Genomic DNA, 23,898 nt, shown 5'->3' with positions numbered 1-23,898 from the left:
ACTTGCATGAAGCCATGTCAAAGCGTACCATACGAGTTAACGTTTCGGCCCACCGGACACTCTGGAACCCCACATGGAAGAACCCGGCTTCCTTTCCATTTCTCACAGATTCAGGAGCGTTGACGTGAAAAGCTTACTCCGCGAAATGAACGACCACCCGGCCCTGAAACAGATCATCGACACCATCGCCGACGGGGTCTTCACCCTGGACATCACCGGACACATCACCTTCTGGAGCAAATCCATGGAGCAGATCACCGGATTTTCGGCGGCTGAGGCCCTTGGCAAAACCTGCCGGACCCTGAAGATCTCCAATTGTCTCGGTGTCCTGGGAACCGGGGACCCCACCCGCTGCGGCATTCTGGAAGGAAACATAACCGGTGCCCGCGAGTGTTTCCTCAAACACAAAGACGGCCACGACATCCCGGCCATCAAAAACGCCACGGCAGTCAAAGATGAAAACGGAAAGGTGATCGGGATCGTGGAGGCCATCACAGATCTCACAAAGCTGGAAAAGGCACGGACGACCCTTGAGGAAGCCACCCGCCGACTTGGGGATCGCCACCGGCTGGACCGGATCATCGGAAAAAGTGATTGCATGCAGGCGGTGTTCATGGCCATCAAGGCCACGGCGGCAAGCCAGGCCACCATCCTGATCCAGGGGGAGAGCGGCACCGGCAAAGAGCTGGTGGCAGGGGCTATCCACTACAACTCCGAGCGGGCCAGGGGCCCCTTTGTCATCGTCAACTGCTCGGCCCTTTCGGAATCCCTTCTGGAGAGCGAGCTCTTCGGTCACGCCAAAGGAGCCTTTACAGGAGCCTCCACCGACCGCGTCGGTCGCCTGGAGAAAGCAAACCACGGCACGGTGTTTCTGGACGAAATCGGCGAACTGAGTCCCCTGGTACAGGTCAAGCTCCTCAGGGTCCTTCAGGAACGCACCATCGAGCGCATCGGAGAGTCCCGGCAGCGCAGGCTGGACATCCGGGTCATCACGGCAACCCACCGGGACCTGTATGCCCTTGTGAAAGAGGGAAAATTCAGGGAGGACCTCTACTACCGCCTCAAGGTCTTCCCCATCGGCGTCCCCCCGTTGCGGGAGAGAAAAACCGACATCCCCCTGCTGGTGCGCCATTTCTGTCACTGGTTAAACACAGAGACGGAAAAAAACATCCAGAAGATATCCCCCACGGCCATGCAGAGGCTCCTGGACCACCACTGGCCGGGCAACGTGCGAGAGCTGGAAAACGCCATCGAACACGCCTTTGTGCTGTGCAACGCCCGCACCATCCTCCCGGACCACCTGCCCCTCGAAATCAGAGAAAAGACCTGTACTCCCATCGGACCAGGCGCTGCCATTGTGGAGCCCCCCACCCTCCCCTCCGGCCCCCTGACCCGGGAACTGCTGACAGCCCGCCTCCATGAAACCAACTGGAACAAGGCCGAGGCGGCAAGGCGGCTCGGTGTCAGCAGAACCGCCGTGTGGAAACGAATGAAGCAATGGGGAATCCCCCTCCGCCAACCCTGAGTCAAAGAGGTTAGATCACAGGGGACAGGTTCTTTTTCTACGCCATCAGATATCTTATTGAACGCGGCTTCATGGGCAAGGAGGCAAGGGGTGACTCAGGTATCCGCAAGCCGCTTCAAAGAAAACAGGCCCTCAATGCCTTCAACGGCTTCAGGAATTTTCTCCCGCCTTGTCTGATAACGCCCCTTGAAAAGGCCGTACGTTGTTTCCACGAACGCACGAGAACCGATGATCCCCGAATCCGTAAAATACCGGGACTTATACATGAGACGGGCCGCCTGAGGCAGCTTAAAGCCCTTGGAGGTCTCTTTACCAAGGATCTTCTGTGAAATATTAGCCTTACCTCTCTTTTCTATGGCCCCCATGTGATACAGAAACTCGCGATAGCTCCCAACCTGCGTTGCAGGATCAGCGCCCCCGAACTCAGGGGTTCCCAGCTCTGATGAGAGAAACCCCTCCCGATTTCCGGTTTGGATGCGGTACCCGATGGAGCACCACCTGTAGGCTTCCGGTCGGTTTACAATGCCTGCGCGCACGGCGTTCAAGTCGATATACGCCAGGCAATTGATCAGCGCATTTCCCTCCTGGACGATGACGCTTTTGAACCGCTCGCCCCACAGGGTTCCTTTTCGCTTCTTCCGCTTGTTGTAAAAAGTGGAAAAGGTCTGCTTGATGTCTTTGATGTACGCAGACAGACTGGAAAACCGGTCCCGGAATTCGCTCAATCGCGCTTCCGGGAAACCGGTGCCTTCACCGTAGAGAAGATGATAACGCCGCACCATCTCCCCGGGCGTCACCACCACGAGGAGATGAAAGTGCGACCCCATGATGGCGTACCCAACGACGTCCACGGCATACACCGCCGAATAACGCTGGATGATTCGCACCAGTTCGTCTTTCTCCACCTGTTTGAAGGGAAGCCCGTCCAGCGCGGTCCTGCTGATCACATGGTATGCGGTCTTTTGGCCGGGGTCCGTTACGACCATACGAGGAATCCGTGGCATCGCGTTCTCCTTATCTGGTCATTCACAATTTTTACACAGCAAGATTAAATAGAAATGAATTATGGCGTGTTACCATTCCGACAACTTTTACACACACCAGCACAGTGAGTCCAGAATAAAATAACCTGTCCCCTGCACTTGGAAGTTATCGGGGCCTTGATCCTTTCCCGTGTTTGATATAATCATGTTCTACCAATGAAACGATGATTACATCACTTATCAAAGAAGAGGCAGCCCCATGACATCGAACCATCCCGCGGAGTTCCAGGCTTTCCTTCAGCAAGAGCAACACATCGCCCGAATGATCCGAAAGCGCATCCCCATATACGGCAATAAAGTGGCCTTGAAGGACAGGGCCGACGGCCCCTGGGTCTCGGTGACCTGGGAAGATATGGGCGAGATGGCAGATGGCCTGGCCAGGGCACTGATCTCCTGCGGCGTCAAGGTGGGGGACCGGGTGGGAATTTTTTCACAAAATCGTGCGGCCTGGACCCTGGCCGACCTGGCGATCCTCTCCATTCGCGGGGTAACGGTGCCTGTCTACCCCACCAACTCGGCGGATGAGACCGCCTACATCGCGGAAGACGCAGGCATCAAAGTCCTCTTTGTCAACGACCAGACACAATACGACAAGGCCCTTGAAGTGCAGAAGAAAAACCACGACCTTGACGTCATTGTGGCTTTTTCTGATTCGGTACAACTCAAAAAGAACACCCAAAGCTTTTCACTTGCCGAGTTTATCGCCCTTGGCAAACAGGGAGATGCCCAAAAAGAGCTCGAAAAGCGCCTGGAAGAAGCCGCCGCCTCGGATCTCTACACCCTCATCTACACCTCCGGCACCACGGGCCCGCCCAAGGGAGCCATGCTCACCCACGAGAATATCCTCGCCTCCCTGTACGGCACCGGGTACCCCATGCCCGTAAAGCCCACCGATGTCTCCTTTGCATTTCTCCCCCTGAGCCACGTCTTCGAGAGAAGCTGGACCTGGTTCATGCTCTCCCGGGGGGCCGAAAACCACTACTGCCACGACACCCACCAGGTAAAAGAGTTCTTTGCCGAGGTGCGGCCCCATTACATGGTGAGCGTCCCCAGGGTCTGGGAAAAAATCTACGCCACCATCCAGGACGGTGTGCAAAAGGCCCCCAACCTGAGAAAAAATCTCTTCCACTGGGCCATACGGACTGGTGGGGAATACCACCGGCTCATCAACGCCAAGGGGCAGCCCGACCGGTTCCTCAACCTGAAATACGCCCTGGCAGACCGCCTGGTCCTCTCCAAAATCCGAGACGTGGTGGGAGGACGCGCCAAGTTCTTCCACGCGGGCGGAGCAGCCCTGAACCCTGAAATCAACCAGTTCTTCGTCAATGCAGGCATCCGCCTCGGGGTGGGCTACGGCCTGACGGAGATCTTTCCCATCTGCGTCTGCACCCCGGAAGACATCGGCTTCGGCACCAGCGGCAAGCCCATCCCCCTCATGCAGGTCCGCATTGCCGAAAGCGGAGAACTCCAGGCCAAGAGCCCGTCCCTCATGAAAGGCTACTGGAACAACCCCGAGGCATCCAAGGAAGCCCTCACCCGGGACGACTGGTTCAAGACCGGAGACATCGGCGAAATCACGGACAAAGGCTACATCCGGGTCACCGACCGCATCAAAGAGATCCTCATCACCGCCGGGGGCAAAAACATCTCCCCCCAGACCATCGAAACCGCCATCAAAGAGGATCTCTACGTGGAACAGGCCGTGGCCGTGGGTGACGGCAAGCCCTACATCTCGGCCCTTGTGGTCCCCTCCTTCCCCATGCTTGACGCCCTTGCCGATATCCTGGGGCTCCAGGGCCTCTCCCGAAAAGAGCTTGTGGCCCACCCGGAGATCATCGGCTTCTACAGGGAACGCATCGATCACCACACCCGGCACCTTGGACGCGTTGAAAAAATCAAGCGGTTCACCCTCCTGCCCGCTGAATTGACCCAGGCCGCCGGAGAACTCACCCCCACCTCCAAACTCAAACGAAAAATCATCCTGCAGCGCTATGCAGACACCATTGAGGCCATGTACGCAGAGCCCCGCCTGAAGGCCTCGTAACCAGAAGGCCTCCGGCGGCGAGGTGAGTCACCTCGAAAGCTGATTGCCATTGTGATTTGCCCTTCGTTCCTCAGGGCAAAGCGCAATGGCCTTCGGCTCGGGCTGCGCCCGACAGGAACGTTGAGGGCTTGTGCGGGCTGGCTTACAAGCTTCGACGTAACAGGGTACGTTGTGGCAACGTGCCCATTATGGATTGAACCGCACGGCCTCCAACAGCAAGGGGAGCACCCTCAAAAGCTGCATGCCGCCGCCCCCCCGTTCCATGCACTTAATCGCGGCGACATGCCCATTGAGAGTGTCCGTATCGTTTGTTTCAACCCAAGAAACCGGCCCGTTTAAAAAGAACCTGTCCCCATCAACCGACCCAAAAAACCGGCCCCGACAAAAAGAACCTGTCCCCATAAAAGACCATAAAAAAACCCTTTCTCCGCAGACGGGGAAAGGGTTTTTACATCCTGAAAGATGTCCGGAAAGGCGCGACCTGCTTAGGCGGCAGCCTTTTCACCGGCCACTGCGGCCTTGACAACGTCCAGGCCGATGCGGTCGATCATGCGGCCCATGCGCTCGGCCTTGTTGGCGTTCTCTTTGTAATAGGTGATGAGACGGTCGAACATGGCCAGGGCCTCCTCGGTGTCGAGGTCCTCGGCAATGATATCTGCAAGGCGCGGACGGCCCGTGCCCACACCACCGGCCATGAGGGTCCAGCCATCTTTGGTTCCGGCCAGGGAAGCATCCTTGATGCAGTTTTCCGCGCACTGGTTCTTGCAGCCAGACACACTCATCTTGGTTTTGCTGGGCAGTTCCATGCCGTGGTACTTCTCATCCAGGGCCATGCCGATGGTCAGAGCATCCTGCTTGGCCATGGCGCAAAAGGTGGTGCCGGGGCAGGCCTTGACGCTTCGAACCACCTTGCCCACGGCCTGGCCGGGGACCATGGCCAGGTCGTCCCAGGCCTTGGGCACGTCGTCCTCTTTGAGGCCCACGATGGCGATACGGGCGGCGCTGGTGATCTTCAGGGCAGCGGCATCGTACTTTTCTGAGACATCTGCAATCTTCCTCAGGGTGTCGGGGGTGACGACGCCACAGGGTACGTGGGGAACCACGGCATAGGTCTCTTTGTCTCTCTGGCGAACAATGGAATTCTTCTGGTTTGTCATGAAAGGTATCCCTATATTATGGACTTAAATCAATTGGGGTATGAAATAATCGGCAGGGCAATCGGATCCCATCCGGCTGCGTCATCGAAGAGCGTCACGGTCCCTGCCCCACCCGGTGTCTGTATCCAGATGAAGCTCCTGCCAGGGAAACCGGGATCTCTCCACGGAAAATCTATCCTGCCTGTTGCAACGGCCTCGCTCAAACTGCGAATGGGTGCCTCGCGGTCCCGCATCACGGGGTGCGCCACTGCCCGGGCATGGGCCTGTGCCCCGCAAAAAGCCCCGATGTCCAGTGGATCAACGAGGCCCGGCGCTTTGATCATGACACGACATCACGGATCAAAGGGGTTTTATATAATTTTGCTTGAAAAATCAAACGTCATGGTTGGATAAACGACTGGGCCGGGAGGACATTCTCCCGTCCGCCGACATCACCTGCCCATGGCCTCGGCACTTGCCTGGCGCAGGATGCGGTTTACCACATGGGCAATGATGGCCTCTTCACCGGGCTCGATGGAGTCGCTTACAGCGGCAACCACAGCTTCCAGGGTCACCTCTTCCAGGGATTCTTCATATCGGGTCGTTCGTGATTCGATGGCGTTCATGCCTCACCTCCGTATATGGGGTTAATGATGCGTCGTACCATCAAAAGATATGCAGAATGCGTGCCAAAGAAAAACAAAAAGGCAATAACCCCTGTTTTTAGGGCATTGCGCGCCACGCCCCTGCCCCGTCTTACCGTCCCATCGGGACATCATGCAGACATGTCTCATAAAATTGCGACACTGTGTAAAGAAAAACCACCACCCACGCCGCACTGATACACATTGCCCCACTCTGCCCCGCAACCCGTATAAAAAAGATACACCCTCACCCCAGACGCCTCACCCGCCGTCGCAGCACCCCGAGGGCCCCGAAAGCACACAGGGCGCTCACGCACATCACCCAGGCCAGGGGGCGCAGGCTGCCGTCGTGGAAATGACTCACGGTGATACCGGCCACCGCGCCCCCCAGGCAGTTGACCACCCCCATGAGGGCATGGGCGGTGCCGCTTTTCTCGGGAAAATACTGCAGATTCCCGGACACGGTGTTCCCCATGACAAGGCCCAGGGAACCGATAAAAAAAAGATTCAGCCCCACCGTCACCCAGAGAACAGGAACAAAAAACGTGGCCTGGATGGCCAGGGCCGTTCCGCACACCACCTGCAAAAGGATCCCGCAGGTCAGAAGGTCCATGGGGTGAACCCGCCGGACAAGACGCGCGTTGAGGCGGGCCAAAAGGATCACCACCCCCACCCCGGAGCTGAAAAGAACAGGAAACAGCTCCTTGGACACATGAAAATACCCCATGTACATGAAGGCCGACTCCGTTAAAAACGCATACAGCCCCCCGCAACCAAAGGTGTGTACCAGCATGAAAAGAGGCGAGACAGGGTGAAGGAGGACACCGGCATACTGACGCGCCACAGCCCTGGGGCTCATGGCCTCGGTATGCGGGGCAGGGCGCCCCTCCCCGGGGTAGTGCCGGGTCAACACAGCCATGAGAAACAGGGCGTAGCCGCAGAGAAAAAGGAAAATGGCGTGCCAGGAGAATCCGGCGAGAAGGGCCGTGCCCACGGCCGGGGCCACCAGGGGCGCACCCATGGTGACGGACTGAACCAGGGACATCATGCGCGCCCCCTCCCTGCCCTCGTAAAGATCCCGCACCGTAGCCCCTGCCACCACGGTGGCAAACCCGCCCCCCACGGCCTGGAGGGTACGAAGGGCCAGGAGCTGCCAGACGCTCTTTGAAAAAATCAGCAGAAAGCTGGCCACCAGGAAAAACGAAAGCCCCATGAGGGCCACCCGCCTGCGCCCCAGGCGATCGGACAGCGGCCCGCCGAACAGCTGCCCCAGGGCGTAGCCGATGAAAAAGGTGCTGATGGAAAGCTCCACCTTGTGAATGGGAGCCGACAGGGCCCGGGCCATGGTGGGGATGGCAGGGATATAGGTGTCGATGGAAAAAGCGGCAATGGCGGACAGGGCCGCCAGGGTCATCACGGTCCGTGTGGGGGAATGTGTCTGTTGCATCCCCCCTCCTTAGTCGTGATCTCCCGTGCAGTCAAGAACCTATGGCGCCCTGCACCATGTTTCCAGGTCGCGAGTCTGCTCAAACAGGCTCTCCGCCTGCAAGGCGGGCACCGTGAAACCCTTTGGCCACGGCACGGAGACAGTCGCGTTATACACACTTTCGGGGCACTCACGTGATGTGTGACACATGGCAACCGGTGTTTCAGAAGAGGCCTGTGCCACTCGTCTGGAAACGCCGTGGCAGGCCGTTGGAATTCGTCTGACCTTAACCGGGAAAACCCCACGGAAAGGGCCGCCCCCGTGCCCCAGACCCCAGATGGCCGAAAACAGGACACCCACCGGGAACAGGGTTAACGCATTTAGATTATTGCCTCCGGGGGCCAAACTTTTGAAACGTTTGACACACAGGTTTTGTTTTTTGAGGATGCGTCCCTACAGGGCACAGCCCCTCTTCTTTTTTAATTTATCAAGGCGCTTACATTCACTCCCGCAGAGGCTGGAGATAAGCGTCTTGATTACCGGAACGTTTTTGCGGAGCTTTTTTCAAAAAGCGATCCGCCGGAGGCAACTGATTTTTTAAATGTGTTGACCCTGCCACCGGGCATCGAAGCTGTTTACTTTACCTTCAAATTTGATATCTTGGTGACTGTTGTGTTCCCCCATGGTGGTGGCCACAAAAAATTCACGGCACACCCCGGTCTCCCCTGCTGTCATACCGAAACACCCATATTCCGGATGCATGCACCCGCCGGCAGCGCCGCTACGCCTCATCGGCCCTTTTTCCACCGGCCTGGGGCGTTTTCATTGCGGGGACAAAACCGCCGCGAACCATAAGACAACATAAGGAGTCACACCATGCCGGAAAGCGGCATTGCCCATACCCCCCCGAAAATCCTGGCCCCCGCCGGCAGCAAGGACGCCTTTCTGGCTGCCCTGGCCGCAGGGGCCGACGCTGTATACTGCGGCCTGAAGAGCTTCTCCGCCCGCATGGAGGCCGACAACTTCGCCATGGAAGAGCTGGGTGCCCTGACCCGCCTTGCCCACCAGAAAAACGTCGAAGTGTACGTCACCATGAACACCATGCTCAAGGAGCACGAGCTGGAGCGCGCCCTGAGCCAGCTGGAAAAAATGGCCCGCATCGTCAACCCCGATGCCATCATCTTTGCGGATCCGGCCATCCCGGCCCTGGCCGAAGCCGCCGGGTTCAAAGGGGAGCTCCACCTCTCCACCCTGGCCAACGTCTCCTTTACCCAGGGTTTTTCAGAGGCCATTGAAGCCACAGGCGCCAACCGCATTGTCCTGCCCCGTGAGCTCAACGTGGAAGAGATCAAAACCGCGGCCGAGGCCGTGCCCAAAGGCGTGGACCTGGAGGTCTTCATCCACGGCGCCCTGTGCTACGGGGTGTCGGGGCGCTGCTACTGGAGCAGCTACATGGGCGGCAAAAGCGGCCTGAGGGGCCGGTGCGTCCAGCCCTGCAGGCGGGTCTACAAGCAGGGGCACAAAAACGAGCGTTTCTTCTCCTGCCAGGACCTCTCCCTGGACACCCTGGTCAAGGTCCTCCTGGACATCCCCCAGGTCACCACCTGGAAAATCGAGGGCCGCAAAAAAGGCCCCCACTACGTCTACTACACCACCCTGGCCTACAAGATGCTGCGGGACAACGGCAAGGATCCCAAGACCAAGAAAAACGCCCAGGCCCTCCTGGAGCTGGCCCTGGGACGTTCCGGTACCCACTACAACTTCCTGCCCCACCGCCCCTACAACCCCGTGGACGTCAAGGCCCAGACCGGCTCCGGCCTCATGCTCGGCAGGCTCCAGGGCTCCTTTAAAGCCCCCTGGTTCAGCCCCAGGGAGCCCCTGCTCCCCGGCGACCTCCTGCGCATCGGCTACGAAGATGAACGGGGCCACCTCATCCGCCGCGTCAAAGCCAGCGTCCCCAAAAAAGGGAAATTCCACATCGCGCCCCAGAAAGAGCGCATCCCCCCCAAGGGAACTCCGGTCTTTCTCATCGACCGACGGGAAAAAGGGCTCAAAGACGCCATCGCCGAGCTGGCCAAAGAGGCCGAAGCCTTCTCCCCCAAGCCGGTGACCGCCACCACGGCGCGACTTCCCAAGGTCATGCGCCACAGGCCGAAAAAAGCGCCCCGCGCCACCACCCTCTACCTCTTCCGGGAGGACAGGCACGGCCCCAAAAACACGGAAAAGGCCACCTGGGTCTCGGAAAAAGCAGTACCCAAAACCCGCAAAGGGGGCGTGGGTAACCGCTGGTGGTGGCTCTCCCCCGTCATCTGGCCCGATGAGGAGAAAGAGTACGCGGCCCTGGTCCGGCGCCTCATCAACTTCGGCGCCAAACACTTTGTCCTGGGCGCCCCCTGGCAGATGGCCCTCTTTCCCGAGGCCAAACGAAAAGGGCTCCACCTCTGGGCGGGCCCCTTTTGCAACATCGCCAACGCCCTGGCAGCAGAATCCCTGAAACAGCGCGGGTTCACAGGGGTCATGGCCTCACCGGAGCTCTCACGGGAAGATTTCAGGGACCTGGCCAAGGCCTCTCCCCTTCCCTCTGGCGTGGTGGTGGCCGGCTACTACCCCCTGACCCTCGCCCGGACCCTGACACCGGACCTCAACCCCCACGACGCCTTTGCCAGCCCCAAAGGCGAAGAGTCCTGGGTGGCCAAACACGGGGAGAACCACTGGCTCTACCCCAACTGGCGGGTGGACATCACGGACAAGTCCGCAGAACTCAAGAAATGGGGCTACTCCGTCTTCGTTCATATGCACGAGCCCATTCCCAAAGGCGTAAAGCTCAAAAAACGCCCCGGAGAGTGGAACTGGAACATCCGGCTGCTTTAGGAAAAAATGCCTCCGGCAGAGCTGCCGGAGGCATATAAACCAACTCGGTATCTGTTCTGCTGTCGTTTGCCTCCGGCGGGTCGCTTTTTTGAAAAAAGCTCCGCAAAAAACGTTCCTAATGCTTGCGAATGTGCCTGGATTGTTTCGGCGGAGCCTTGAAATGATGGTTTAAAACCTGTTTGTCAAACGTTTCAAACGTTTGGCCCCCGGCAGGGCCGCCGGAGGCATAAGCTGAATCGTTACCTTATTTTTAGTCATCACCCATGATGCTGAACTGGAGACACCCATGGACTGCACCCTGGAAAAAAACCGCGCCAACTGCCCCTGTACCTACGACTGCGACAAAAAAGGCGCCTGCTGCCAGTGCGTCGCCTACCACCGGGGCAAAAACCAGCTCCCCGCCTGTTTCTTTCCCCCGGAAGCAGAAAAGACCTTTGACCGAAGCTATGCGCACTTTGCACGACTCGTTGCTGAAGGCACCGCCTGAGATATCAAGGCACACCCCCCAAACCCATCGCCTGTTTTCCCTGCATATGAGGAGGCCCCATGACACCCGATCCCACCGTCACCCTCGACCGACACCAGGGCACGGCCCTGCTCAAGCTGGCCCGCAAAACCCTGGCCGAAGCCCTTCGGATTCCCTGGGACACAGCGGATGAAGAATCAAGCCTCGACGACCATCCGTCCCTTGAGCGCAGGCAGGCCACCTTCGTGACCCTGACCCGCCAGGGGCTTCTCCGGGGATGCATCGGCACCCTTTTGCCCGTCACCACCCTGCGGGAGTCGGTCCGGGAAAACACCTATGCCGCGGCCTTTCGCGATCAGCGTTTCAACCCGGTGGAGGCCGGGGAATTTGATGAGCTCCATATCGAGCTGAGCCTCCTCACCGAGCCGGAGCCCCTGGAATTCACGACCCCAGAAACCCTGCTCACAAGCCTTCGCACCGGCCTTGACGGGGTCCTCATAAAAAAAGGCGGCGCATCGGCCACCTTTCTTCCCCAGGTATGGGACCAGATTCCCAGCCCCGAGGCGTTTCTTTCCCAACTTTGCCTCAAGGCCGGCCTCTCCAGGACAGCCTGGCGGGAGCCGGGCCTTGACGTCTTTACGTACCAGGTTCAGCACTTTCACGAGTAGCGGCGTCCTCAAGCACCCGCCCCAGGGAGTCGACAATGGTCTCCGGGCAGTCCTCCTGAAGATAGTGGGAGGCGTTGTCCACCCGTACGGTGAAGATATCCGGGAAATAGGTCCGCCATCGGTAAATATACTTGTTGCTGCCGAAGGCGGGGTCCTTCATGGCCCAGACCATCTCCTTGGGCACCCCCCTCAGGAGCTTCAGCCGCTTCTCGATGGAGGCCAGCCAGTCACCGGACTTTCGAATCTGGTGGGGAAACTCTGCGGTGCCCCTTCGGTACTCGTAGGTGGAAAAAGGAGAGAGATAGGCTGATATGACGTCGGGATCGTGCTTGGACGGCCCGGCAATACCCCAGGGAACCACCTTGCGGGCAAACACATTGTGCTTCTGGTGCATCCACTCCCTGAAGGGCCCCCCCATCACCCAGGAAAACGCCCTGGCGTTCATGGGGGCCGGCCAGCACCAGGTGTTCAGCAAGAGCAGCCCCGCCACCTTCTCCGGGGCCTCCACCCCGATGGAGAGCCCGATGGGCCCGCCCCAGTCCTGCATCACCAGCACATAACGATCCAGCTTGAGGTGTCCCAGGAGCGCCTTGACCCACCCGGCGTGCTCCCTGGGGGTGTAGCCGTACCCTTTGGGGTGGTCCGAGAACCCGAAACCCGGATAATCCGGGGCAATGCACCGACACCGCCCCCGCAGCTTGCGGATCACCTTTCGGTAGAGAAAGGACCAGGTCGGATTGCCGTGGAGCATCACCACAGGCACCCCCTCTCCCTCATCCACATAGTGCATGCACGCCCCGTCCCACTCATACCAGTGGGACTCGAACGGATAAAGCACATCATCCACCTCAAAACGGCGTACCCCAGGCATAGGCCCTCCTGATTGTCGGTGAAGAGATATTGACGGTTCCCATTTTCAAATCGTTGTATTAACATACCCTTTTCTTTTCAGAAAAGGAATACCAGGCCATGGGAATCACCGGAACCCTCTTCGATATCAAACCCTTTACCGTCCACGACGGACCGGGCATCCGCACCACCGTCTTTTTCAAGGGCTGTCCCTTGCGATGCGCCTGGTGCCACAACCCCGAAGGCCTGCTGCCCTCGATTCATCTTCTGGTCCGGCCCGATCGCTGCATCGGCTGCGGGGAGTGCCGCACAGCCTGCCCGGACCAGACGCCCACCCCGGAGACCTCCCTGGCCCCCGCCTGCAGGGTCTGCGGAGCCTGCGTTGTGGCCTGCCCGGCCGAAGCCAGGGAGCTTGTGGGCCGCACGGCAACCGTGGACGACGTCATGGAGCGGCTCCTCAAAGACCGCCCCTTCTACGAAGAGTCCGGGGGCGGGGTCACCTTTTCCGGGGGCGAGCCCCTGGCCCAGCCCGACTTTCTCCTGGCCCTCCTGTCCGCCTGCGCCAAAGAGAGCCTTCACACAGCCGTGGACACCTCGGGCCACGCCCCGCGGGCCGTGGTGGCCGATGTGGCGGCCAGGGCCGACCTGGTGCTCTGCGACCTCAAGCACATGGACCCCGAAACACACCGCCGCCTCACCGGGGTGCCCAACGAGGGCATCCTCTCCAACCTCAGGTACCTGGCAGGTACCGGAACACCCCTTGCCGTGAGGATTCCCCTGGTGCCGGGCATCACCGACGGCGAGGAGAACCTGAACGAGGCGGGTCGGTTTTTAAGCGGTTTGGACAACCCGCCCCCCGTGCACCTGCTGCCCTACCACAGCTACCAGACAAGCAAATACACCCTTCTCACCCTCCCCTATCCCCTGGAAGGGAGAGACATCGCCCCTGCCCGGTCACCTGTGGAAGCCGCCGCACGCCTGGAAAGCATGGGGCTCACGGTGAATGTCGGAGGGTGAGTGCCAATACGCCTTCTATGGTTAACGGGAGTGGAACAAGAAGGCCTCCGGCGGCCCTGCCGGGGGCCAAACTTTTGAAAAGTTTGACAAACAGATTTTGTTTTTTGAGGATGCGGCCCTAAAGGGCACCCTTATTTTTTAATTACCGGAAAGTTTTTGCGGAGCTTTTTTCAAAAAGCGACCCGCCGGAGGCTTTTTGGTTTCATTGTACCAACCAAACGATTGCGGGAAGGAAATCCCCCCATCATGGAGACCACTGTATGACACCGCGCGTCCGGAGACTCAAATCTGAAAGTGTTGCAGCCACCCCGTCCATCTCCATTGAGCGGGCCCTCCTTGTCACGGAGTTCTACAAGCAGGAGGCGGGCAAGCACAGCACCCCGGTGATGCGGGCGAAAAACTTTGCCCATCTCTGCGAGCATCAGACCCTGTACCTGGGCGACGGGGAGCTCATCGTGGGGGAGCGGGGACCGGCACCCAAGGCTGTCTCCACCTTCCCGGAGCTCACCTGCCACACGGCCGAAGACCTGCGCATCTTAAATGACCGGCCCATGGCGCGATACCGGGTGGCCCCCGAAGACATCGCCGCCTATGAACGGGAGGTGATCCCCTACTGGACCGGCCGCAGCCTGCGGGACCGCCTCTTTGCCCACGTGCCCGAGGCGTGGACCAGGGCTTACGAGGCAGGCCTCTTCACCGAGTTCATGGAGCAGCGGGCCCCGGGCCACACCGCCCTGGACGGCCTCATTTACGAAAAAGGGCTCCTTGCGATCTGCCACGACATTCAGGAGTCCTTAGAGACCTTAAACTACCTCACCGACCCGGAGGCTGCAGACAAGGCCGATGAGCTCAGGGCCATGGCCATTGCCTGCACGGCCTCCATCCGTTTTGCCGAGCGCCACGCCGAGCTGGCAGAGACCCTTGCCGCCGACACCGAAGAGGCAGGCCGCCGGGCAGAGCTCCGGGAAATCGCCCGCATCTGCCGCAAGGTCCCGGCCCATGCCCCGGAGACCTTCCACGAGGCCCTTCAGATGTACTGGTTCGTGCACCTGGGCACCATCACCGAACTCAACGGCTGGGACGCCATGAGCCCCGGCCACCTGGACCAGCACCTGGCGCCCTTTTACGACAAGGAGCTGCGCCAGGGCTCCCTCACCCGGGAGGAAGCCAAAGAGCTCCTCTGCTGCTTCTGGATCAAGTTCAACAACCAGCCCGCCCCGCCCAAGGTGGGGGTGACGGCCCTGGAGAGCGGTACCTACAACGATTTTACCAACATCAACATCGGCGGCCTGACAACAGAGGGACAAGACGGCTCCAGCGAGGTCTCGCACCTGCTTCTGGAGGTGGCCGCCGAGTTGGCCCTGCTCCAGCCCCAGTGCAACGTCCAGGTGAGCCATCGCACCCCCCATCGCCTGCTCAAGGCTGCTGCGCGGGTCATCAAAAAGGGGCTCGGCTACCCCTCCCTGTTCAACGCCGATGCCGTGGTCATGGAACAGGTGCGGGCCGGAAAATCCGTGGAAGACGCCCGGGAAGGCGGCACCAGCGGCTGCATCGAGACCGGCGCCTTCGGCAAGGAGGCCTACATCCTCACCGGGTACCTGAACATCCCGAAGATCCTTGAGGTGACCTTAAACAACGGGGTGGATCCTCTCACAGGGGTGCAGGTGGGTCCCGCCACCGGCGATGCAGCCTCACTGACCTCCTTCGATGCCCTCTACCGCGCCTTTGAGACCCAGCTCCAGGCCGTGGTGGACATCAAGGTGGCCGTCAACAACACCATCGAGCGCATGGTGGCCCGGTACGCGCCGGCCCCTTTTCTCTCCTCGGTGATCCGCGACTGCGTGAAAAACGGCAAAGACTATTACAACGGCGGCCCCCGCTACAACACCACCTACATCCAGTGCTGCGGTATCGGCACAGTCACCGACAGCCTCTCTGCCCTGAAGGTCCACGTGTATGGGGGCACCCGCAGCCTGCCCGATCTGGTGGAGGCCCTCAACGCCGACTTCCAGGGAAGCGAGGCCCTGCGACTCACCCTCAAAAACAAAACCCCCTTCTTCGGAAACGACGACGACCGGGCCGACGATCTCATGAAACAGGTCTACGCCTCCCTCTTCAACGCCATCGACGGACGGCCCAACACCAAAGGGGGGCGCTATCACCTCAACATGCTCTCCACCACCTGCCACGTCTACTTCGGCAAGATGCTCGGGGCCACCCCCAACGGACGGCAGGCACACCAGCCAGCCTCGGACGGCACCTCCCCCTCCCACGGCGCGGACAAAAACGGCCCCACGGCCGTCATGAAGTCCCTTGCCAAGATGGACCAGGTCAAATCCGGGGGGACCCTGCTCAACATGCGCTTCATGCCCCGGCTTTTAGAGAGCGACACCGACCTCGAAAACCTCACCCGCCTGGTCCGCACCTACTTCGGGCTGGGGGGGCACCACGTGCAGTTCAACATCGTGGACACGCACACCCTTGAGGAGGCGCGAAAGCACCCGGAAGATCACCGCGACCTCCTGGTGCGGGTGGCAGGCTACAGCGACTACTTCGTGGACCTCGACGACGACCACCAGCGTGAGATCATCGCCCGCACCCCGCACGACGCCTGGGGATAAATGTCAAAGTGGGTGGAAAAATCGGGCCTCCGGCGGCGAGGTGAGCCACCTCGAAAGCTGATTGCCTTTGCGCTTCGCTCCTCGGGCCAAAGCGCAAAGGCCTTCTACTGCGAGTTTTACGGACTGGATCAGATAAGCGCCTTGATTACCGGAATATTTTTGCGAAGCTTTTTTCAAAAAGCGACCCGCCGGAGGCAACTCGATGTTTAAATGCGTTGGCCCTGCGACCCCGGGCGTCCCCCCTTGACCCGCCCCCCTGATCCAGCTAAAATACTACAAATACAGGCAGGTATTGGGCATCCTCCACCGCCCCACTACCCCTTGCCCCCTTCCCCGTCTCTTCGCCCACAGGGTTTTACCCCCGAGAACCAGGCGCCCCCGTCTTCCATGGCACCGTGCCCATCACGGATGTCAGGTCACCGCCCTTGTCCGCCACCATCTGTCCGGCGGTTCCGGCGCCACACCAAACCTCACCCAAGCCATAGGTGGCCCCATGTCCCTGAAACCCAACCCATTGGAGCTGGAACACCAGATCAGGCTCCTTGCGCAGCAACGGGACACCTACATCCAGATCACCGAAGAGCTGAAGGAAAACGAAAAAAAATACCGCACCATCTTTGAAAACATCGCGGACAGCTACCTCGAAGTGGACCTCAAGGGAAACTTTATCTTCTTCAACCAGGCCTTCTGTAAGCTCCTGGGGTACACCAGAGAAGAGCTCCAGGGCCGAAACAACCAGGATTTTCTTGATAAAGAAAATGCGAAAACCGTCTTCGAAATCTTCACCGGGGTCTACAAATCCAACGAATCGGTCATGGGAGCGTCCTGGGAGATGATCCGCAAGGACGGCTCCAAACGCCGGGTGGAGACCTCGGTCTCCCTGGTAAGGGACCCGTCAGGGGAAATTGTGGGGTTTCGGGGTATCGGAAGGGACGTCACGGACCAGAAAGAGACCGAACGGATCCTGGCCCTCAACGAAGCCCGCTTTCGGGACATCTCCCTGAGCATGGCGGACTGGATCTGGGAGGTGGACACCCGGGGGATCTACACCTTTACGGCTGGCAACATCGGCAAGGTCCTGGGGTACACCCCGGAAGAGATGATCGGCAAGACGCCCATGGACTTCATGCCCCGGGACCAGGCCGACAGCGTGGCGAAAAAGATGTCGAAAATCTTCGCCCTGAAGCACCCCATCGTGGACCTGAAAAACTGGTGCCTGAAAAAGGACGGCACCCGGGTCTGCATGCTCACCAACGGGGTCCCCATCATGGGAGAAGACGGTGAATGGCTTGGCTACCGCGGGGTGGACAAGGACATCACCCGCAGCCTCATGGTGGAAGAGAAGCTCAAAAAATCCCTGGAGAGCACCGAGACCATCATCAACACCCTGCCCATCGGCGTGATGATCGTAAGCAAGGACCATATCGTGCGCCGCATCAACAACGCGGCCCTTAAGATGACAGGCCACGACTCCGAGGCCGACATCGTCGGCCGCACCTGTCACCGCACCATCTGTCCCGCAGATGAGGGCCACTGCCACCTCAAAAACCTCGGAAACCAGGTCGATCAGTCCGAAAAAATGATCATCCACAAGGATGGACGGCGGATTCCGGTCTTTAAAACAGCCCTGCAGGTGGAACTCGACGGCAGCGATGTCATCCTTGAAGCCTTCATGGACATCAGCGCCATCAAAAAAGCCGAAAAAAAGATCCGGGAGAGTGAAGAGAGGATCCGGACGGTCATGGAGACCATCGTGGATCCGGTGGCTGTGTTCAACACCCTGGGGCGAGCCACCTACGTCAACCCCGCCTTTACCCAGGTGTTCGGGTGGACCGCCGAAGAGCTCGGGGACCCTGCCTGCACGTTCATCCCCGATCCCCTGCTCCCGGAAATCCGCCACGCCATCCGAAAGGTGCTGGGAGGAGCCCACATCAAAGGGCTGGAGACGAGGCGCACCACCAAGACAGGCCGTACCATCGATGTCCGGCTGGGTGCGGCCCTGCTTCGCAACGCCTCCGGAGAATCCAGCGGCATCGTGGCCAACTTCCAGGACATCACCCGGGAAAAGCAGGCAAAAAAAGAGCTCAAACAGATCAACCGAGAGCTTGAAAAGGCCATTGAACACGCCCACACCCTCACCCAGCGGGCCGAAATGGCCAGCGCCGCCAAAAGCGAATTTTTAGCCAACATGAGCCATGAAATCCGAACCCCCATGAACGGCATCATCGGCATGACGGACCTGGTCCTGGGCACCCCCCTCACCGGGGAGCAGCGGGAATACCTGGAGATGGCGCAGATGTCGGCCAACGCTCTCTTAGGCCTGCTCAACGACATTCTGGATGTCTCCAAGATCGAAGCCGGAAAGATGGAGCTTGAAACCATCGAGTTCAATCTGCGGATCACCCTGGAAAATGCCGTGAATACCCTGGCCCTGAAAGCCCATGAAAAGGGCCTGGAGCTTGTCTGCCACATCCGTCCGGACGTGCCCACCGCCCTGAAGGGAGACCCGGGCAGGCTTCGTCAGATCATCGTCAACCTGGCAGGCAACGCCATCAAGTTCACGGAAAAAGGGGAGGTGGTGATCCGCGTGGAAAAAGAGAGCCAGACCGACACCACCGTCACCCTGCGCTTTGCCGTCTCCGACACCGGCATCGGTATCCCCGTCGACACCCTGGACACCATCTTCCACAGCTTTAAGCAGGCCGACGGATCTGCCACCCGAAAATACGGTGGCACGGGCCTGGGGCTCTCCATCTCCCGGCAACTGGTCAAACTCATGGGAGGGGCCATCCGGGCCGAAAGTCCCAACCCCTTTGCAGGGGACGAGCCCGTGCCTGACCTCTACCGGGGCTCCCCCGAAGGAGGCCCGGGAAGCATCTTCCATTTCACGGCCGTCTTTGAATTGAACCGTTCGGAAGAGCCCCCCTCCCTGCGCCTCAACAGGCAGGACCTGGCCGGGCTGCCCACCCTCATTGTGGACGACAACGCCACCAACCGCTTTCTTCTACAGGAGATGCTCACCACCTGGGGACTCTCTCCTTCAAGCGCAGCCGACGGCCGGGAGGCCCTGGGCCTTGCCGCCAAGGCCCTTGAAAACGGGAAACCCTTTCGGTTGGCCCTTCTGGATATGCAGATGCCGGAAATCAACGGATTCGAGCTTGCCCAAAAGATCAAGGAGGCGCCCTTCGGGGAGGGGATGAAAATGATCATGATCTCGTCCATGGGAGAAAAAGAAGACGCCCGGCGCTGCAGGGAGACGGGAATCTCAGGGTACCTGTCCAAACCCGTCAGGCAATCGGAGCTCCTCAACACCATCCTCATCACCATGGGCCTTCAGGAAGGAGAAAACACAACGGTCGTCACCCGCCACACCGTGTGCGACCTGCAGGAACGACTCAAGATCCTGCTGGCCGAAGACAACCGGGTCAACCAGGTCCTTGCCGTCAACCTCCTCAAATCCAAGGGGCATCAGGTCACCCTGGCGGTCAACGGCCAAGAGGCTGTGACAGCTTACAAACGCGAGAACTTCGATCTCATCCTCATGGATGTCCAAATGCCCGAAATGGACGGCTTTGAGGCCACCCGAATCATCCGCGGCCTCTCTGAAAAGGGCGCCGCGATTCCCATCATCGCCATGACGGCCCATGCCATGAAGGGCGATCAGGAAAAATGCCTGGAGGCGGGCATGAATGCCTATGTTGCCAAGCCCATCAACCCCGCCACGCTTTTCGAGACCGTGGACCGGGTCCTCGGCGGGGCCGACCCCCTTGGAAAGCCCTTTGTCGCCACGACCTTCGACATGGCCTCGGCCATGGAAAATGTCCTGGACGACCCCGAACTGTTCCGGGAAATCACCGATATTTTTTTAAAGGAGCTTCCCGGCAACCTGGCCACCCTCCGTCAGGTCCTGTTGACCAAAGACGGGCCGGCCATCGCCCGGTTGGCCCACAGCATCAAGGGGGCTGTGGTCAATTTTGCCGCCACCGAGGCCCACGAAACAGCCCAGCGCCTGGAAACCCACGGAAACGACGGACACTTTGACCTGGCAGAAGAAGAGGCCGCAGCCCTGGAAACCACACTCCATGACCTGGCCCATGAACTCACCCTCACCCTCAAGGGAATGGCCCATGAAAATCATGATCGCCGAAGATGACCTGATCTCCAGACGCGTCCTTCAAACCAACCTGATGAAGTGGGGCTACGATATCGACGTGGCCGTCAACGGCCGGGAAGCCTTTGAGATGATCACCCGCCCCAGCCCCCCGAGCCTGCTCATCTCGGACTGGATGATGCCCCTCATGGACGGGCCCACACTCTGCAGGGCCATTCGTGACCTGGACATTGCTCGGTACATCTACATCATCCTGCTCACCACCAAGGGTGAGAAAAAAGACATCATCCACGGCCTGGAAGCAGGCGCCGATGATTTCCTCACCAAACCCTTCAACCAGGAAGAGCTCAAGTACCGCATCCGCATCGGAGAGCGCATCATCAACCTGGAACACCGCATCCTCCAGCTGGCCAACACCGACGCCTTGACCGGCATGATGAACCGGCGGGCCTTTATGGAGCGCCTTGAGCAGGAGATCGAACGGGCCCATCGCGAGCAGACCGCCCTCTCTTTTCTCATCTCCGACATCGACTACTTCAAACGGGTCAACGACACCTACGGGCACCAGGTAGGGGACCTGGTACTCCAGTGCTTCTGCCAGACCCTGAAGGAAATCCTCCGGCCGTATGACTTTCTGGGGCGTTACGGGGGGGAGGAATTTGTGGTGTGCATGCCGGGCACCATGGATGACCAGGCCCGATCTGTTGCGGAACGGCTACGAAAAGCGGTGGAGGAAAAAGAGATCATCCACCCCGAGACCGGGGAGCTCATCGCCATCACCTCAAGCTTTGGCACCGCCACCTGCAGGCTGGCCTTGCGGGAAAGAACAGATGACCTCATCAAGCGAGCCGATGAGGCCCTGTACCGGGCAAAAGAAGAGGGACGAAACCGGGTGGTGAGCGGAGAGTCCACGGCCTGATGCAGGGCATCAGGCATCGGCAGAGCCGTTAATCCCGTACTTTTCAAGGCGGTAGATAAGAACATGACGGGGGATGCCCAGAAGCCTGGCAGCCTGGGAACGGTTGCCCCCGGAGCGGGAAAGGGCCTGGCGGATGAGGTCCTCTTCCAGGTCCGGCAGGCTCAGCCCGCCCTCCGGCAGACGAAACTCACCGCCCGGAGCGGTGCCGGAAGAACCGGCCAGGGCAAGGTCGGTGGTGTCGATGGCATGGCCGGAGGCCAGAATGGCGCAACGCTCCACCACATTCTTCAGCTCTCGGATGTTGCCGGGCCAGGGGTGAGCCACCAGAGCGCCTGAAGCGCCCTTTGTAAAGGCAAGGGAATGGCCGGAATGGGAACCGAAGGCGGCAAGGAAATGGTTCGCCATGGGCACGATCTCTTCGGGGCGCTCCCGCAAGGGGGGGATGTGCAGGGGCACCACGCCGATACGGTAGAAGAGATCTTCCCGGAACGCCCCTTCCACAATGGCCTTGGCAAGGTCCCGGTGGGTGGCCGAGATCAGGCGGATATCGCACGAGATCACCTTCTGACTCCCCACGGGCTCCACCTCCTTCTCCTGAATGGCACGCAGGAGCTTGGCCTGAATGGCCAGGGGCAGGTCCCCGATCTCGTCAAGGAACAGCGTGCCCCCGTTTGCCGCCCGAAACTTTCCAGGCTGATCGGAGACAGCCCCGGTAAAGGCCCCCTTCACGTGGCCGAACAGCTCGCTCTCCACCAGGTTTTCAGGGATGGCGGCGCAGTTAACCGTAATCAGGGGGCCGCTGCGTCTCGGGCTCTCCCGGTGGATCAACCGGGCGATGACCTCTTTGCCGGTCCCCGATTCGCCGGTGATCAGGACAGGGGCATCGCTGTTGGCCACACGGCGTGCCGTGGCCACGAGCTGCTCCATCACCGGAGATGCCACCACAGGCGCTTCCTTGCCCCGGATGGCCTCGATCTCATCGGTGAGCTCTCGGTTCTTTCGCTGGAGGGACCCCATCTCCAGTGCCTTTCGACAGGAGAGCCGCAAGGCGTCCCGGCTGAAGGGCTTGGTGATAAAGGTAAACGCCCCCTGCTTCATGGCCTCCACCGCCATTTCGATGGTGCCGTGGGCGGTGATGACGATGACCGGGATATCGGGGTTGATCTCCTTGACGGCGGCAAGGACGGAAAGACCGTCCATGCCCGATAGCTTCACGTCCGTCACCACCAGATCCACCCATTTTTTCGCGAACAGGGCCAGGCCTTCCTCTCCGCTGCGCGCCTCAAGCACGGAAAACCCCCCGGTGGACAAATTATGCGACGTCACTTCCAGAAGGCTTTCGTCGTCGTCAATCAAAAGCAGATGACCGGCCATGTGAATTCTCCTGACATCAAAGGCAATCAAACGTACCCGTTGGTTTTGGTTCGAACACCCCTGCCACGCGCCCCATATCCGAAGGCCCTCACTCCGTCAGGCAGGGAAAGGAAAAACAAAACTCCGCACCGCCTTCATCACGGTTTCTGGCCTCCAGGCTGCCACCCAGGCTCTGGGCAATGCGGCGGGAGATGGGAAGCCCCAGCCCTGTGCCCTCCTTGCTCCCGGAGACAAAAGGCTCAAAGAGCCTCGGGAAAAAATCCGGGGCAATGCCGGGGCCGTCGTCGCTGACGGTCACGGAACACACCCCTTCCGAAACCGTGGCCGTCACATCGATGCGCCCCCCCTTGCCCACCACCGCCACCGCGTTCAGCACCAGGTTCACCAGAACCTGGGACACCTTCTCCCCTTCCACCCTCACCCCCCTGGCGTTGTCCCCACAGGCCATGGTCAGGCGCACCTGCCGATCCTTCAATCGGATGGACATGGTGTCGTTGACATGATCCACCACCTCCGAAAGGGTACGCTCCACCTCCTGGGTGCCGCTCTCCCTGGACGTTGCCATGGCGAGCATCCCGGCAAGGGTCTTGTCCAGACGCTCCGTCTCTTTAATAAGGATCCCCGCAAACTTCCGGGAAAGCCCCTCCTCCGGCGCCTCGTCCAGGATAATCTCCGCCGCCCCCCGGATGGCCCCCAGAGGGTTTTTGATCTCATGGGCCAGGGAAGAGGAGAGCTCCCCTGCCACCGCCCGTTTCTGGCTCACCCGTAACTGATCTTCCAGGCTCAAAAGGGTCCGGGCATCGTCCTTGACCCGCTTAAGGGACTTCTCAAGCTGTTCGGAGACGGCCCGGTACTGTTCGGACACCTGCTTCTCCTTTCCCGACACAACGCCCACAAGGATTCCCGCGGCAAAATAGAGCCCCACCTCGGTGAGTTCGCTGCGATAGGTCACGGGGTTGCGGCCCATGTACAGGAGAAGATGGGGGATAAAGGCGAGGGAATTGAGCAGGGCCATGATGATCCCCCCCCGGAGGCCGTAAAACAAGGCCCCCACGGCAATGGGAAAGTAGCTGAGGCGCCGCCAGGTGTCATGGAGGAACATGTCATGGCCCGGGGTGACAAAATGCAGCACCCCGATCCCGGCGGAGGCCAGCACAAGCAATATGGGAAGCAGTCGTTTCATG

16 protein-coding genes are annotated in these 23,898 nt (G+C 59.8%); 9 read left to right on the top strand and 7 right to left on the bottom strand.

What is annotated here, in order from left to right:
* Positions 1–124: 124 nt before the first annotated feature.
* On the top strand, positions 125–1,525 hold the full coding sequence (locus MSL71_RS16645; RefSeq protein WP_246317811.1) for a sigma-54 interaction domain-containing protein: 1,401 nt from the start codon (positions 125–127) through the stop codon (positions 1,523–1,525).
* 95 nt (positions 1,526–1,620) lie between these two features.
* On the opposite strand, the gene MSL71_RS16640 is transcribed toward MSL71_RS16645, so the two are convergent.
* Positions 1,621–2,529 (bottom strand): transposase, encoded by a 909-nt coding sequence (locus tag MSL71_RS16640; protein ID WP_180142484.1) that lies wholly within the window; start codon positions 2,527–2,529, stop codon positions 1,621–1,623.
* A 238-nt stretch (positions 2,530–2,767) separates the two neighbouring features.
* Here MSL71_RS16640 and MSL71_RS16635 point away from each other — a divergent pair, with 238 nt between their 5' ends.
* Positions 2,768–4,612, top strand: coding sequence for an AMP-dependent synthetase/ligase (locus MSL71_RS16635; RefSeq protein WP_180142482.1), 1,845 nt, complete (start codon positions 2,768–2,770; stop codon positions 4,610–4,612).
* Between the two features lie 485 nt (positions 4,613–5,097).
* Here MSL71_RS16635 and MSL71_RS16630 read toward each other — a convergent pair whose 3' ends face one another.
* From MSL71_RS16630 to MSL71_RS16620, 3 genes are all read right to left on the bottom strand, one after another.
* Positions 5,098–5,769 carry a nitrite/sulfite reductase domain-containing protein gene (locus MSL71_RS16630; RefSeq protein WP_180142480.1) on the bottom strand — a complete coding sequence of 224 codons (672 nt, stop codon included), beginning with the start codon at positions 5,767–5,769 and terminating at the stop codon, positions 5,098–5,100.
* A 431-nt stretch (positions 5,770–6,200) separates the two neighbouring features.
* Positions 6,201–6,374, bottom strand: coding sequence for a hypothetical protein (locus MSL71_RS16625; protein ID WP_180142479.1), 174 nt, complete (start codon positions 6,372–6,374; stop codon positions 6,201–6,203).
* A 265-nt stretch (positions 6,375–6,639) separates the two neighbouring features.
* Positions 6,640–7,839, bottom strand: a complete 1,200-nt coding sequence (locus tag MSL71_RS16620) for a multidrug effflux MFS transporter (RefSeq protein WP_180142477.1) — start codon at positions 7,837–7,839, stop codon at positions 6,640–6,642.
* Positions 7,840–8,694: 855 nt separating this feature from the next.
* On the opposite strand from MSL71_RS16620, the gene MSL71_RS16615 reads away from it, so the two are divergent.
* From MSL71_RS16615 to amrA, 3 genes are all read left to right on the top strand, one after another.
* Positions 8,695–10,689, top strand: coding sequence for a U32 family peptidase (locus MSL71_RS16615; protein WP_180142475.1), 1,995 nt, complete (start codon positions 8,695–8,697; stop codon positions 10,687–10,689).
* 286 nt (positions 10,690–10,975) lie between these two features.
* Positions 10,976–11,176: a DUF6485 family protein gene (locus tag MSL71_RS16610; protein ID WP_180142473.1), complete on the top strand. Its 201-nt coding sequence runs from the start codon at positions 10,976–10,978 to the stop codon at positions 11,174–11,176.
* A 59-nt stretch (positions 11,177–11,235) separates the two neighbouring features.
* Entirely contained in the window at positions 11,236–11,823 is a 588-nt protein-coding gene (amrA, locus tag MSL71_RS16605) for an AmmeMemoRadiSam system protein A (RefSeq protein ID WP_180142471.1), read from the top strand.
* On the opposite strand, the gene MSL71_RS16600 is transcribed toward amrA, so the two are convergent.
* Positions 11,792–12,694: an alpha/beta fold hydrolase gene (locus tag MSL71_RS16600; RefSeq protein WP_180142469.1), complete on the bottom strand. Its 903-nt coding sequence runs from the start codon at positions 12,692–12,694 to the stop codon at positions 11,792–11,794. The two genes, amrA and MSL71_RS16600, sit on opposite strands and share 32 nt — an antisense overlap.
* 98 nt (positions 12,695–12,792) lie before the next feature.
* Here MSL71_RS16600 and MSL71_RS16595 point away from each other — a divergent pair, with 98 nt between their 5' ends.
* From MSL71_RS16595 to MSL71_RS16580, 4 genes are all read left to right on the top strand, one after another.
* Positions 12,793–13,689 (top strand): glycyl-radical enzyme activating protein, encoded by an 897-nt coding sequence (locus MSL71_RS16595; protein ID WP_180142467.1) that lies wholly within the window; start codon positions 12,793–12,795, stop codon positions 13,687–13,689.
* A gap of 260 nt (positions 13,690–13,949) precedes the next feature.
* Positions 13,950–16,310, top strand: a complete 2,361-nt coding sequence (gene hypD, locus MSL71_RS16590; protein WP_180142465.1) for a trans-4-hydroxy-L-proline dehydratase — start codon at positions 13,950–13,952, stop codon at positions 16,308–16,310.
* Between the two features lie 493 nt (positions 16,311–16,803).
* A complete protein-coding gene (locus tag MSL71_RS16585; protein ID WP_180142463.1) occupies positions 16,804–20,463 on the top strand; it encodes a PAS domain-containing hybrid sensor histidine kinase/response regulator in 3,660 nt (1,219 codons plus the stop codon).
* The gene (locus MSL71_RS16580) at positions 20,438–21,340 is read left to right on the top strand and encodes a diguanylate cyclase (protein ID WP_180142461.1); all 903 of its coding nucleotides are present in this window, start codon (positions 20,438–20,440) and stop codon (positions 21,338–21,340) included. The genes MSL71_RS16585 and MSL71_RS16580 overlap by 26 nt, the downstream gene beginning before the upstream one ends.
* Positions 21,341–21,349: 9 nt before the next feature.
* Here MSL71_RS16580 and MSL71_RS16575 read toward each other — a convergent pair whose 3' ends face one another.
* Entirely contained in the window at positions 21,350–22,714 is a 1,365-nt protein-coding gene (locus tag MSL71_RS16575) for a sigma-54-dependent transcriptional regulator (protein WP_180142459.1), read from the bottom strand.
* 88 nt (positions 22,715–22,802) lie between these two features.
* Positions 22,803–23,897, bottom strand: a complete 1,095-nt coding sequence (locus tag MSL71_RS16570; RefSeq protein ID WP_180142457.1) for a sensor histidine kinase — start codon at positions 23,895–23,897, stop codon at positions 22,803–22,805.
* Between the last annotated feature and the right edge of the window lies 1 nt (position 23,898).

The sequence above is a fragment of the Desulfoluna butyratoxydans genome (assembly GCF_900699765.1).
In the GTDB taxonomy this organism is placed as follows: Bacteria; Desulfobacterota; Desulfobacteria; order Desulfobacterales; family Desulfolunaceae; genus Desulfoluna; species Desulfoluna butyratoxydans.
This window is presented reverse-complemented; position numbering and strand designations above follow the sequence as displayed.